Source organism: Nostoc sp. ChiQUE02, assembly GCF_034531305.2.
GTDB lineage: Bacteria > Cyanobacteriota > Cyanobacteriia > Cyanobacteriales > Nostocaceae > Nostoc.
Genome location: NZ_JAVRBN020000036.1, coordinates 19,427 through 35,035 on the forward strand (window position 1 = coordinate 19,427; position 15,609 = coordinate 35,035).

Annotated in this window: 4 protein-coding genes; all 4 read left to right on the forward strand. The window is 38.0% G+C overall.

The window, feature by feature from the left end; all coding sequences use genetic code 11:
* Window positions 1-10: 10 nt before the first annotated feature.
* Window positions 11-4,687: a type I polyketide synthase gene (locus RM347_RS27330; RefSeq protein WP_322716244.1), complete on the forward strand. Its 4,677-nt coding sequence runs from the start codon at window positions 11-13 to the stop codon at window positions 4,685-4,687.
* A 135-nt stretch (window positions 4,688-4,822) separates the two neighbouring features.
* Window positions 4,823-6,502: a pyridoxal-dependent aspartate 1-decarboxylase PanP gene (gene panP / locus RM347_RS27335; protein ID WP_428850622.1), complete on the forward strand. Its 1,680-nt coding sequence runs from the start codon at window positions 4,823-4,825 to the stop codon at window positions 6,500-6,502.
* 34 nt (window positions 6,503-6,536) lie between these two features.
* Complete coding sequence (locus RM347_RS27340; protein ID WP_322716241.1) at window positions 6,537-10,937, forward strand: type I polyketide synthase; 4,401 nt, start codon at window positions 6,537-6,539, stop codon at window positions 10,935-10,937.
* Between the two features lie 32 nt (window positions 10,938-10,969).
* Window positions 10,970-15,595 carry a polyketide synthase gene (locus tag RM347_RS27345; RefSeq protein WP_322716240.1) on the forward strand — a complete coding sequence of 1,542 codons (4,626 nt, stop codon included), beginning with the start codon at window positions 10,970-10,972 and terminating at the stop codon, window positions 15,593-15,595.
* Window positions 15,596-15,609 lie beyond the last annotated feature (14 nt).

A 15,609-nucleotide genomic window follows, 5' to 3' on the forward strand; every position in this document is an offset into this window, starting at 1 on the left:
AACATTAATTATGGAAAATTCAGAATATTTAAGTAATAAAACTGGTCTGGAAATAGCTATTATTGGTATGAGTGGCTGTTTCCCCGATGCTGAAAATATTGAGCAATTTTGGCAAAATCTCCGAGCCGGAGTAGAGTCAATACATAGATTTAATGACCAAGAATTAAAAGATTTAGGTGTAGATGCGGCTTTATTAAGCGACATCAATTATGTTAAAGCAGAGGGTGTAGTCGAAGGTATAGACTTGTTTGACGCTTCATTCTTCGACATCAGCCCCAGAGAAGCTGAAGTTATGGACCCTTCACTCCGTTTTTTCTTGGAATATTCATGGAAAGCACTTGAGGATGCCGGGTATAGTTCGGATATCTATAAAAAACCGATTGGGGTCTACGCTGGTACAAGTTTTGGCAGTTATCTACTTAACATTTATTCCAATTACGAGCTTATATCCTCTGTCGGTGATAAGCAGATAGAAAAAGGAACTTCTCCAGATTATGTTACTACACTTGCTTCTTATAAATTAAATTTGCAGGGGCCAAGTTATGCGGTTCAAACTACTTGCTCAAGTTCATTGGTTGCTGTGCATTTAGCCTGCCAAAGTTTGCTCAGTGGTGAGTGTGATATTGCTTTAGCAGGAGGAGTTTCAATATCAACAGCAGATGGTTATTTATATCAAGAGGGAGGAATTGAATCTCCTGATGGACATTGCCGTGCTTTTGATGCAAAGGCTGCGGGAACAGTAAAAGGAAGAGGTTTGGGTCTTGTAGTTTTAAAGCGCTTAGAAGAAGCGATCGCAGATGGAGATTGTATCCATGCTATTATCAAAGGCTCTGCAATTAATAACGATGGCTCAGATAAGGTTAGCTACACCGCACCCAGCGTAAATGGTCAAGCCAAGGTAATAAGAGCTGCTCAGGTTATGGCTGAGGTGGAACCCGATACTATTAGCTACATTGAAGCGCATGGAACCGGGACTTCTTTAGGAGACCCCGTTGAAATCGCTGCCTTAACACAAGCTTTCCGTACTAAAACTCAGAACAAGGGATTTTGTGGCATTGGTTCTGTGAAAACCAACATTGGGCATTTAGACTCAACTGCTGGAGTAGCAGGTTTGATTAAAACTGCACTAGCTTTAAAACACAAACAAATTCCCCCCAGTTTGAACTTTGAAGAACCATCACCCCAAATTGATTTCGCCAATAGTCCCTTTTATGTAAACAATAAATTATCTGAGTGGAAAACTAACGGTACTCCTCGCCGTGCGGGTGTTAGTTCCTTTGGTTTTGGCGGGACAAATGCCCATGTAATTTTAGAAGAAGCTCCTATAACTAAATCCTCTAGTCCTTCTCGAACTTGGCAATTATTATTACTTTCAACTAAGACGAATACAGCACTGGAAACTGCTACAGAAAATCTGGTTAATTACCTACAAAAAAATCCAGATATAAACCTCGCAGATGTTGCTCATACTTTACAATTAGGGCGGTGGAATTTGAACCATCGCCGAATGGTAGTTTGCCAAAACCAAGAAGATGCAATCAACGCATTGCAAGATCCTCAAAGAGCTTTCACCCATTACCAAGAACCTTCTAATCGCCCGGTTGCATTTATGTTTTCCGGACAAGGTTCGCAATATGTAAATATGGGTCGAGAATTATACGAGAGTGAAACCATATTTAGACAGCAAATTGATTACTGCTGCGAACTCCTCAAACCTCACTTGCAATTAGACCTGCGTACAGTTCTCTATCCCAACGCAGAAACAGTTCAAGAAGCAACACAAAAATTGCAGCAAACAGCAATAACTCAACCAGCATTGTTTGTGATTGAATATGCTCTAGCCAAGTTGTGGATGGCATGGGGTGTGCGCCCTGAGATGATGATTGGTCATAGTATAGGGGAGTATGTAGCTGCAACGATCGCTGGAGTTTTCTCTTTGGAAGATGCCCTAGCCATAGTTGCAATGCGAGGAAAACTAATGCAGCAGTTACCTGGTGGTGCTATGCTCTCGGTTCAGCTTCCAGAACAAGAAGTACAACAACTGCTAGACAAGGAAATCTCTTTAGCTGCGAACAATGCACCTTCTTCTTGTGTGGTGTCCGGTGCAACAGAAGCAATAGAGAAATTACAACACAAGCTAGAACAAATAGGTGTAAACTGTAGGCGGTTACATACTTCTCATGCCTTTCATTCTCAAATGATGTCACCCATCATTGAGACTTTCATCCAGTCATTACAAAAAGTAAAACTCAATTCTCCAAAAATTCCGTTTGTTTCTAATGTTAGCGGAACTTGGATTACCGCAGCCGAAGCAACAGACCCTAACTATTGGGCTAGACATTTAAGGCAACCAGTACGCTTTAGTTTAGGAATCACTGAATTACTCAAACAGTCAGAGCCAATACTGTTGGAACTTGGACCGGGGCGGACGTTAACTAGTTTGGCGAAACAACATCAAACAGATAAACTCATAGCACTAACCTCGATACGACATCCTCAAGAGCAACAATCAGATGTAGAATTTTTACTTAACACTTTGGGTAAGCTTTGGTTAGTAGGAATTCAAATTGATTGGTCAGGTTTTTATGTAGATGAAAAGCGTCATCGGATACCATTACCTACTTACCCTTTTGAGCGCCAACGTTACTGGATTGAGGTAAATCGAAATGCGACTTTGGCAATGATGTCGCCAAAAACTTCAAATAAAAAGCCAGATATTGCTGACTGGTTCTACATTCCTCGCTGGAAAGAATCTACACCAATTGAGTTTTTGCAACAGGAAAGGCTGGTAGAACAAAAGTCATGTTGGTTAGTCTTTGTTGATACTTATGGGCTAGGTGTAGAAATTGCTGAACGACTTAAACAACAAAGTCAAGATGTAATTTTCGTTAGGGTTGCAGATAAATTTTCCAAGCTTGATGAGTGTACATATACAATCAATCCTCAACAAAAGGATGACTATGATACCTTGCTGGAAACATTAAAAGAACAGAATTGGATTCCACAAGCGATCGCACACTTTTGGAGCGTTACTCCTAACGATATTTTACCTAGTCAAGAGCTAGACCCACAAACACAATATCAATTTTTTGAAGATTGCCAAAATCTTGGTTTTGATAGTCTGCTATTTCTGACACAAGCCTTGGCAAAACAGAATATAATTGACCCAATAAAGTTGATGGTTGTTACCAGCAATCTACATGACATAACTGGCAGCGAGAATTTATGTCCTGAGAAAGCAACTATATTAGGGCCATGCAATGTAATTCCACAAGAGTATCTCAACATAACTTGCTGTTGCTTTGATATCGTACTGCCAAAATCTGGAATTAAGCCATCACAAACACTCATAGATTCACTGCTTACAGAATTTACAGCGCCAATAACTGATAACTTAATTGCTTATCGTGGTAATCATCGCTGGGTTAAAACATACGAAGCTGTGCATTTAGATGAAGGCATTATCAGTAAAACCAAGTTGAGGGAAGGGGGTGTTTACTTAATTACTGGTGGGCTTGGTCGCATTGGTTTAGCAATGTCAGAATACTTAGCAAAAACAATGCAGGCTAAGTTAGTTTTAATCGGCAGAAAAGGCATACCTGAAAGACATCAGTGGTCTGAATGGCTACTAACTCATGATGAATCTAATGAAGTTAGCCAGAAGCTGAAAAAGGTGATGAGGCTTGAAAAATTAGGTGCCCAAGTTGAGGCGATCGCCGCTGATGTCGCTAATGAACAACAAATGCAACAAGCTATAGCGTTAGTTAATGAACGCTTTGGTAAAATTCATGGCGCGATCCATGCAGCCGGAATTAACGACGATGCATATTATACTATCGAAGAAAGTTCTAAAACTCAAAGTCAATCACAATTTAATCCCAAAGTGTATGGACTATTTGTTTTAGAAAAAGTTTTGCAAGGTCAAAAGTTAGATTTTTGTTTATTCACATCTTCCTCATCATCTGTTTTAGGAGGTTTAGGGTTAAGTTCCTATTCTGCCGCTAACATTTTTATGGATGCTTATGCTCACAAGCACAACCAGATAAATTTGTTTCCTTGTATTAGTGTGAACTGGGATACTTGGCAATCTCAAGAAGACAATATACAGGATCTAACTGTGGGAGTCGCCTTAGAAAAATTACGCATGACATGGCAGGAAGGCATAGATGTTTTTAGCCGTGTATTATCTCTAACTAAAACTCCTCAAATTGTTGTTTCTGCGGGAGAACTACAACCGAGAATTGAACAATGGATAAAACGAAACTTTTTACAAGACAAGGAATCATCAAATATTCAAAGTAGTTTATCACTCCATTCCAGAGCAAACTTACAAAGTGAGTATGTCCCAGCTAGCAACAATATAGAGCATATAGTTGCTACAACTTGGCAAAAAGTTTTAGGAATTGAAAAGATTGGTATTTATGATAACTTTTTTGATTTGGGAGGTAGTTCTTTAATTGGTGTTGAGATAATTTCCCAGTTACAAAAAGAATTAAATGCCCATATTCCGATAATCAGCATTTATGAAAGACCAACTATTAGTTCACTTGCAGAATTTTTAAGTAGTGATGAACAAGCTTATTTACAAAAAGATTCTTACAGGACTCAAACGAGGTCAGCTTCAATTAAACGCCGCAAAGAAGCCAGACAAAATCATCGAAGGACATCAATAATAGAAGATAATTAGTAATTTAAAAAACTAGTTAGGAGCTTTTAGTAAGCACTAAAGTCTTTACTAAAAAGTTTCTTCAAATAATCTAGTATTTTTGGTGGTAGTTAGCAGCAAGGCAATTAATAACTAAGATGTATTCTGGAGTATAAAATGGCATTGAGTCAGCAGAGACAAGAAAAAACTCAGCAAAATCTCTTTCTTGAGAATGAGCTAACACCACAGTATGCAGTTGCCAAGGAAGTGATGCAATTATTTGCACCATCTAACAACTTAATATCTATAGAAGCTAAGATGGGTGTTCAAACTGACACTTTAGTTGATGAATTTTTAAATGCAATCAACACTAATTCAGATATTGATTTTAATGCCTTAGTAGAAACTTTTTCTGATAGTCAAGTTCCCATTAATCCTGCTAATTTTGATAACTACCTTGATTATTTAGCAAATAATGTTATTAATCATTCAATACATACATCTTCACCACGATTTATAGGTCATATGACCTCTGCTCTTCCCTGTTTTGTGCGACCGATCGCAAAACTGATGACAGCAATGAACCAAAATGTTGTCAAAATAGAAACAGCCAAAGCTTTTAGCCCTTATGAACGTCAGGCTTTGGCAATGATGCATAGATTGATTTATAATTTTTCTGATGAATTTTATACCGAACATATCCAAAATAGCCAAAGCACTTTAGGCATATTGGTTTCTGGAGGTACAGCCGCAAACATCATCGCACTATGGTGCGCTCGTAATAAATCCTTGGGTGCAAAAAATAGTTTTGCAGGTGTAGAAAAGGAAGGTTTAACAGCAGCTTTAGATTATTACGGTTATCAAGGAGCGGCGATCATTGGCTCTGAATTGATGCATTATTCTTTTGACAAGGCCGCAGACTTATTAGGCATAGGTACACATGGGTTGATAAAAATTCCTACTAATGGTGATAACCAAGTGGACTTACCGGCTTTACGTCAGGCTGTTGCAGATTGTCAGTCCAAAAATTTGCATATTATTGCGATCGTAGGCGTTGCTGGTACTACAGATTCTGGTAACATAGATTCACTTTTAGACATTGCAGAGATTGCCCAAGGTGCAAATATTCATTTTCATGTAGATGCAGCTTGGGGTGGCCCACTCATATTTTCTGAACAACATCGACAAAAGCTTGTTGGTATTGAACGCGCTGATTCAGTCACAATTGATGGACATAAACAGCTGTATTTACCTATGGGTATTGGTATGGTATTTATGCGTGAACCATACTTAGCTTCATCGATTGAAAAAAATGCTAGCTATACCATGCGTAAGGGTTCATTCGATTTGGGTAAACGCGCTTTAGAAGGTTCTCGAGCTGGTATGGCATTATTTTTACATGCTGGACTACATCTGATAGGGCTTAAAGGTTATGAATTTTTAATTGATGCAGGCATTGAGAAGACACAATATATGGCTGCTCGAATTAGTACTATGTCCGAATTTGAGTTACTATCTCAACCGGATATAAATCTTCTTCTTTACCGCTACATCCCGGAATCTTTCAGAGAACTTGCAGTTAAAAAGCAACTAACAGAAACTGATAATCAACAAATCAATATATTCAATGAGCGCCTACAAAAAACTCAACGTCAAGCTGGTCGTACTTTTATCTCGCGGACAACAAAAACAATTACCTGTTTAGCAGAAGAAATTTCAGTGACTGCGCTTCGTGCGGTAATCGCCAATCCGCTCACGACTCAAGATGATATTGATGCAGTACTAAATGACCAAATTCAGATTGCTTTAGATTTATCAATATCAGATTCTTTAGAAGCCACTCAGAGCCTAGCGTAGATGCTGTAAATAATTTTCATTAGGTATTTTTGCAATGAATAACTCTCAGGAATTTAATAACTTTGATGATAACGATGAAATAGCCATCATTGGCATAAATGGCCGCTTTGCAGGCGCAAACAATGTTGAGAAGTTTTGGGAAAATTTGCGAGATGGAGTGGAGTCAATTTCTCATTTTACAGATGAAGAACTGCTAGCTTCGGGTATAGAGCCAACTTTGCTCAATGACCCAAATTATGTTAAAGCCAGCAGCATAGTGGAAGGTATCGAGTTATTTGATGCTGCATTTTTTGGATTTACTCCTAGAGACGCTGAAATCACAGACCCACAACATCGGATCTTTTTAGAGTCTGCCTGGGAAGCTTTAGAATCTGCGGGTTATGATTCGGAATCATACAAAGGCAAAATTGGGGTTTATGCTGGTGTCACTAACAGTAATTATTTATTTACGAACTTATATTCAAACCAAGATTTAATGCATTCGGTAGATGCTTTAAATCTTTTTATTGGTAATGAAAAAGATAACTTAAGTACGCAAACTTCTTACAAGTTAAATCTTACCGGGCCAAGTATAAATGTTCAGAATAACTGCTCTACATCATTAATAGCTGTACATTTAGCCTGTCAAAGTTTACTAAATGGAGAAAGTGATATAGCTTTGGCTGGTGGTGTTTCCATAGCAAAGCTACCTCAAAAATCTGGTTATCAATATCAAGAAGGAGTTCTTTGTTCACCTGACGGACATTGTCGGTCTTTTGATGCTAAAGCTAAAGGAACAATATTTGGCGATGGCTTGGGAATTGTTGTATTGAAACGATTGGCTGATGCTGTTGCTGATGGAGATTTTATTAATGCTGTAATTAAAGGTTCAGCTATCAATAACGATGGCTCTTTAAAAGTTGGTTATACAGCGCCTAGTGTTAATGGTCAAAGAGAAGTAATTTTAGAAGCACTTGCTTTAGCTGATGTAGAACCCGATACTATTTCTTATATTGAAGCTCATGGAACTGCAACTCCCTTAGGAGACCCGATTGAAATCAAGGCTCTCACACAAGCTTTTCGTGCTAGTACAAATAAAAAAGGCTTTTGCGCTATTGGTTCAGTAAAAAGCAATATTGGGCATCTGGATACAGCAGCTGGTGTAACAGGTTTAATTAAAACAGTCCTCGCATTAAAACATAAACAAATACCCCCTAGCTTACACTTTGAAAAACCCAACCCAGAGATAGACTTTGCCAACAGCCCCTTCTACGTCAACACCAAATTATCAGAGTGGAAAACTAACGGGTTACCTCGCAGAGCAGGTGTAAGTTCTTTTGGGGTTGGCGGGACTAATGCTCATGTAATCTTGGAAGAAGCTCCAGTAATTGAAGCATCCAGTGCTTCTCGCCCTTGGCAATTACTGTTACTCTCAGCCAAAACTAGCACAGCCTTAGAAAGTGCGACTGCAAATTTAGCTACTTACTTTCAGCAACATCCCAATATCAACCTACCTGATGTCGCTTACACTCTACAAGTAGGCCGTCGAGCTTTTGACCATCGGTGGTTGGTAGTTTGTCAAGACGTGAATGATGCAGTCAGATTACTTAAGAATGAAGACCCACAACGTGTTTTTAGTTACCACTGGAAACCAAGTCGTTGCTCTGTCATCTTCATGTTTTCAGGACAAGGGTCACAATATGCAAACATGGGTCGGGAACTATACGAAGTCGAACCAATATATCGCAGACATATAGATGCTTGCGCCAAAATTTTGCAACCCCACCTCGGTCTTGATATCCGTCATCTACTCTTTCCATCAGAAGAAATTGAAGCGGCTAACCAACAACTACAACAAACAGCGCTCACCCAACCAGCTTTATTTGTGATTGAGTATGCCCTGGCTGAGTTATTGATCTCATGGGGAGTGCGCCCAGAAGCAATGATTGGTGAAGGTATCGGAGAATATGTCGCAGCTGCGATCGCAGGTGTATTTTCTCTTGAAGATGCCGTATTCATTGTAGCAAACAGGGGACAACTGCGATCGCTCACAAAAATTCAACTCAATCCACCAGGTATTCGCTTTATTTCCAATGAGACTGGTAGTTGGATTACAGATGCACAAGCCACCAATCCCAATTATTGGAGCCAAAATTTACAACAAACTGTGAAGTTTTCCGATAGTATTTCTCACTTGTTAGAGCAGTTTGAAGGTGTTTTTCTAGAAGTGGGGCCGGGACAAAATTTAAGCACATTAACCAAACAACATTTAGATATCAATGCCAAACAACATGTACTGACTTCCTTACCCCATATCAAAGAGCAACAATCAGATGTGAGCTATTTGTTGCAGACATTAGGGCAGTTGTGGCTTTTTGGTGTCGATATAGATTGGTCGGGGTTTTATACCGAAGAACAGCGTCATCGTCTACCTTTACCTACCTATCCCTTTGAACGACAAAGATACTGGATTGAGGCGAAAAAGCAAGGCAAAGATGATGCTCATATAGTATCACTAGCTAAAAAACCTGATATAGCCGACTGGTTTTATCTTCCTTTTTGGAAGCCTTCTTTACCTCCAGTCGAACTTGATAGCCAAGAATTAGTAACTGAAAAATCTTGCACTTTGGTATTTATCGATGAGTGCGGCTTGGGTATCAAGTTGGTAAAACAATTAAAAAAACAAAACCAAGATGTAATTACCGTCAAAATCGGTGATAAATTTAGCATAATAGGCGAGTTTGAATATACTATTAATCCAGAAATTAATCAGAATTACGATGTTTTATTCCAAGAATTGCTCAGAACAAACAAGTTGCCAAAAACGATAGTTCATTTATGGAATGTTACAAGTAACAGTGACGATGAATTAAAAATGGCAGAACTAGAACAAGCACAAATAAAGGGATTTTATAGTTTATTATTTATTGCCCAAGCTTTGGGAAGACGAGAAACTAGTAATAATTTTCAAATCACAGTCATTTCTAACAACCTACAGCCAGTGACAGGAACTGAAGCGCTTTGTCCAGAGAAAGCCACTTTAATCGGACCAATTAAAGTTATTTCTCAAGAATATGCAAATATTAACTGTCGTAGTATTGATGTTATCTTTCCTGCTAACAGCAGTTGGCAAGAAGAGAAACTTGTAGAAAAATTACTGGCAGAACTGACGGTTGAGAATTCGGAAAGGTTAATCGCTTATCGAGGTTTGAATCGTTGGGTGCAGAGTTTTGAGCCAGTACGTTTTGATAAAGCTAAAATTGAAAAGCCTCCACTACGAGAAAGAGGAGTCTATTTAATTACAGGTGGACTCGGAGGTATCGGACTTGTTTTGGCAGAATACTTAGCTCGGACTGTACAAGCAAAACTACTGTTAGTAGGACGTTCTGCTTTACCCAAAAAAGATGAGTGGTCTCAATGGCTGTCCACTCACGATGAAACTGATAGTACTAGCTGCAAGATTCGCAAAGTTCAAGAACTTGAAGACTTGGGTGCAGACGTTTTGGCGATCGCTGCTGATGTCAGCAATATAGAACAAATGCAAAGTGCGATCGCTCAAGCTCAACAACAATTTGGTCAACTAAATGGTGTTATTCACGCCGCTGGAGTTCCTGGAGGCGGTGTAATACAGCGAAAAACTCCAGAAGAAGCAGAAAGTATTCTGACTCCGAAGGTAAAAGGGACAATAGTTATTGATTCAATTGTCAAAGATATTGAGTTAGATTTCTTTATTTTAGTATCATCAAATAGCTCAATTGTAGCGGAATTTGGACAGGTTGACTATTGTGCTGCCAATGCTTTTCTTGATGCTTTTGCTCACAGCAACGCTGTAAAGCAGGGTCGATTTACTACTAGCATTAACTGGGATACTTGGCAAGAAGTTGGGATGGCAGTAAACACAGAATTACCCCACCGACTCCAAGAATTGCGACTAGAAAATATTAAACTAGGTATATTACCTAATGAAGGTGTTGATGTGTTTAACCGTATTTTGGGAAATACAATGCCTCAAGTTGTAATATCTACCTCTGACTTATTGGATGTACTCAAACAGTATAACTATGACAACAAAACACTAGCCCTAGATTTTTTGGAAACTGTTAATTCATCCAAATTAAAATATCCCCGACCGGAACTCAGTAACGATTATGTGGCTACGCGAAATAAAAATGAGCAAAAGCTAGTTGACATTTGGCAAGAAGTTATTGGAATTGAAAAGATAGGAATTTATGATAATTTCTTTGAGCTTGGTGGTGATTCCCTCATAGGTATTCAACTTATTACAATCGTAAATAAGGCATTTAATTCAAATTTGTCCATTGCAAAACTTTATGAATGCCCAAACATAGGCTCTATGGCGAAAAATTTCACTCCTGAAGACTCTCAGGAAAATGGTTTTGAGCAAAGGCTAAGTAGAGGACAAAGAAGAAGACAGATGAAAATGCAAATAAACTAAAACAAAAAGTAATTTATCTAGTTAATAAAATCATGGATACCGAAATATTACAAGAACAAACAGCAAATCCAGATATAGCAATAGTGGGAATGTCTGGCCGTTTACCTGGTGCAAAGAATATCGATGAATTTTGGCATAATCTCCAAAATAAAGTTGAATCTATTTCATTTTTTTCTAATGATGATTTAGCAGATTCAAATCTTGACAAGGAAGTTTTACACGACCATAATTATGTTAAAGCAGCACCTATATTAGAAGATATTGAGTATTTTGATGCGAGGTTCTTTGGTTACACTCCTAGAGAAGCTGAACTAATTGATCCCCAACATCGCCTCTTTATAGAATGTGCCTGGGAAGCTCTTGAAAATGCTGGATATGACCCAGAAACTTATGAAGGTTTGATTGGAGTTTATGCTGGTGTTAGTACAAACACTTATTTTTTTAATAATATATATAAAAACGTTAATTCCAAAGATATTTCCAATAACTATACTTTTAATAAAGATTTTTTGACTACCAATGTCTCATATAAATTAAATTTAAAAGGGCCAAGTGTAGGAATCCAAACTTACTGTTCTACTTCATTAGTTGCTTTACACTTAGCCGGCAAAAGTCTGCTAGATGAAGAGTGTGATATCGCTTTAGCTGGTGGGGTTACAATTATAGTTCCCCAAAAGTCAGGTTATTTCTATGAGGAGGACGGAATTTTATCTCCTGATGGTCATTGTCGAGCCTTCGATGCTAAAGCACAGGGTACTGTTTTCGGCAGTGGACTTGGAATAGTCGTTTTAAAAAGATTAAAAGATGCTATCGCAGATAAAGATTTTATTCATGCAGTTATTAAAGGTTCAGCAATCAACAATGACGGTTCTTTGAAAGTTAGCTATACAGCACCTAGTGTAAATGGTCAGGCTGAAGTTATTGTAGAAGCTCTGGCAAATGCTGGAATAGATGCTGATGATATTTCCTATATAGAAACTCATGGAACTGGAACAGCTGCTGGAGATCCAGTGGAAATTGCTGCACTCACTAAGGCTTTTCGTGCTTTTACACAAAGAAATGGCTTCTGCGCTATCGGTTCAGTAAAACCAAATATCGGACATTTAGATATAGCCGCTGGTATAGCAAGTCTAATCAAAACTGTACAAGCATTAAAATATAAAAAAATCCCTCCTAGCCTCAATTTTGAAGTTCCCAATCCTGAGATTGATTTTGTAAACAGTCCTTTCTACGTTAATACTAAACTTACCGAATGGAAAACTAACAATACTCCTCGGAGAGCAGGGATTAGTTCTTTAGGTTTTGGTGGAACTAATGCCCATGTGATTCTGGAAGAAGCCCCAGAAATTGAATATTTGGATGAGTCTAGACCTTGGCAATTGTTGTTAATTTCAGCCAAAACTAGCACAGCCTTAGAAACTGCAACAACCAATTTGGCAGCGTATTTAAAACAACATACAGATATAAATTTAGCTAATGTTGCTTATACTTTAAAAGTCGGTCGTAGAGCTTTTAACCATCGTCGAATATTGGTGTGCCAGAGTGTTCAAGATGCTATAAGTATTTTAGAAACACAGGAGCAGGAACGGATTTTTACTGTATGTCAGGAGCATAGAGAACAGCCAGTCATTTTCATGTTTTCAGGACAAGGATCGCAATATGCAAACATGAGCCGGGAACTATACGAAGTTGAAGCGACATATCGCAAACATGTAGATACTTGCGCCAAAATTTTGCAACCTCATCTTGGTCTTGATATTCGCCATCTACTCTTTCCAGAGCCAGAAGAAATTGAAGCGGCTAGCCAAAAATTACAACAAACAGCCTTCACTCAACCAGCGTTATTTGTGATTGAATACGCCCTGGCTCAGTTATGGATGTCTTGGGGAGTGCGTCCAGAAGCAATGATAGGTCATAGTATCGGGGAATATGTCGCAGCAGCGATCGCAGGTGTATTTTCTCTCGAAGATGCCGTATCCATTGTGGCAAAAAGGGGACAACTGATGCAACAGTTACCTCCAGGGAGTATGCTGGCAATCCCACTTCCAGAAAAAGAGGTGCGATCGCTGTTGGATGCACAGACGTTGTATAAAAACTCTCTAGAAATTGCAGCGATTAACACTCGGACTTCATGTGTAGTTTCTGGGGCAAAGGAAGCGATCGCCACCCTAAAAAACCAATTATCCTCTCAAGGGGTTGAATGTCGGCTGTTGCATACATCTCATGCATTCCATTCGCAAATGATGTCACCAATATTAGAAGAGTTTGTGCAATTGCTAAAAACAGTTCAACTGAATCCACCCCGCATCGGCTTTATTTCCAATGTGACTGGTAGTTGGATTACAGATGCACAAGCCACAAATCCTAACTACTGGAGCCAACATTTAAGACAAACCGTGAGATTTTCCGATGGCATATCTCAACTCTTAGAGCAGTTTGCAGGTGTTTTTCTGGAAGTGGGGCCGGGACGAACTTTAAGCACGTTTACCACACAGCATTTAGATATCAATGCTAAACAACGTGTACTGACTTCTTTAGGTCATATTAAAAAGCAAGAATCGGATGTGAGCTATTTGTTGCAGACATTAGGTAAGTTATGGCTTTTTGGTGTCGATATAGATTGGTCAGGATTTTATACCCACGAGCAGCGTCATCGTTTACCTTTACCTACCTATCCTTTTGAACGTCAAAGATACTGGATTGATGCGAAATCTCCATCACCTTCTTTAAAGAATAAGCCAGCAACATTAGATAATAAGCAAGATATTACAGACTGGTTCTATGTCCCTTCATGGAAACGCTCTGTACTCGCTCAATCAACCTCTTATAAACCAGAATCCACCCAAGAAAAATGGTTATTTTTTGTTGATGCTTTTGGTGTAAGCGAAAAATTAATTAATGCATTAAAAACTAAAGAAAAAAATATAATTATAGTTAAGCGTGGAGAAGCTTTTAATAAACTTGCTGAAGACATTTATACAATCAATCCATGCATAGTTCAAGACTATAATTTATTATTTGAAGAATTAATTTCCTTCGAGGAAATCCCACAAAATATAGCATATTTATGGACCATAAATAGTCTTGAAACTAAAAAAATAGGTGAATATTTAGAATTCAGTAGTCTGCTATTTTTAGCACAAAGCCTAAGAAAGCTGAAAACTAATGAAAGCTTGCAACTTTGGGTTATATCTAATAATATTCAAGAAGTTAATGGAAATGAAATTTTAGATCCAGAGAAAGCAACGGTGTTAGGTTTATGTAAGGTAATATCTCAAGAATATCCTAATATAACTTGTCGGAGTATTGATATTGCTTTAACTAAGCACCTAGATGTAGAGAAACAACAAGGCGACTATGAAAGTAATATTATTGGGAAACTTTTAAGCGAGTTAACATCTTCATCCTCAGACTTAGTTGTTGCTTATCGTGGTTCCTACCGTTGGGTACAGATATTTGAGCCAGTTCACTTAGAGCCAGTAGTTGAAGAAAAAATACCATTGAGAAAACAGGGTATTTATCTTTTCCCTGGTGGAATAGAAAGTATTGAAATTGTGCTTGCAGAATATTTAGTAAAAACTCTACAAGCAAAACTCATATTTATCGAAGATTTAGCTTTTCCAGAAAAGGATGATTTCTCCCAATGGCTTGTAACTCACACTCAAGAAAATGAAGTGAGTTACAAAATTCAACAATTGCTAGCATTAGAAAAATTAGGTGCAAAATTTTTGGTAATGCGTGCAGATCCAACTAATTATGAACAAATATATCAAAGCTTTTCATCTAATAATATTGGCGAAATTAACGGGGTTATTTATTCAACTGGAATCACGCATGAAAAAATATTTGGTTCGATTCCAGAAATTGGTAAACTAGAATTAAAAAACGTGTTCGACTTTCAATGTCGTAAAATTAATGTATTAGAACAAATTTTACAAAAACAAAAGTTAGACTTTTGTATCGTTTTTTCTTCATTGTCTTCTATATTAGGAGGATTTGGGTTATCTTTATATTCGGCAGTAAACCATTTTATAGATACCTTTACTAACCAACAAAATCGAAATAGTTATTTGCCGTGGTATACTATAAATTGGGATAAATTACAACTAAATATTGCCGAAGATAGAAAAACGATACAACAGGCATCTGGAGTAGAATTAGCCATTACTCCAGCAGAAAGTATAGAAGTATTTAAAAGAATATTCTCTCTAGAGAAAGGAACTCAAATTGTTGTTTCTACAGTAGATATAAATACTCGGCATAATTATGCATTTAACCTTGATTATTCAGCAAATTCACAATCTTCTAATCAATTAAATTCATCCCCCCACTATTCCAGACCTCAACTGAGTAATTCCTATGTTGCTCCGACAAATGAATTGGAAAAACAAATTACAGAAATATGGCAAGAGGTACTTGGGATTGCAGAAGTTGGCATTTTTGACAACTTCTATGAGTTAGGAGGAGACTCTCTCATTGCAACTCAACTAGTTTCTCGATTACGAGCAAAATTCCCCGTAGATTTACCACTGCGTGACCTTTTATTGCAAGCAATGATACCAGCGAAACAAGCAGAAATGATTGAGCAACTTCTGTTGGAAAAAATAGAAGAATTATCTGAAGAAGAGGTAGAAGCTCTTTTGGTTAACAGATATTGACCTACATTTTAGGA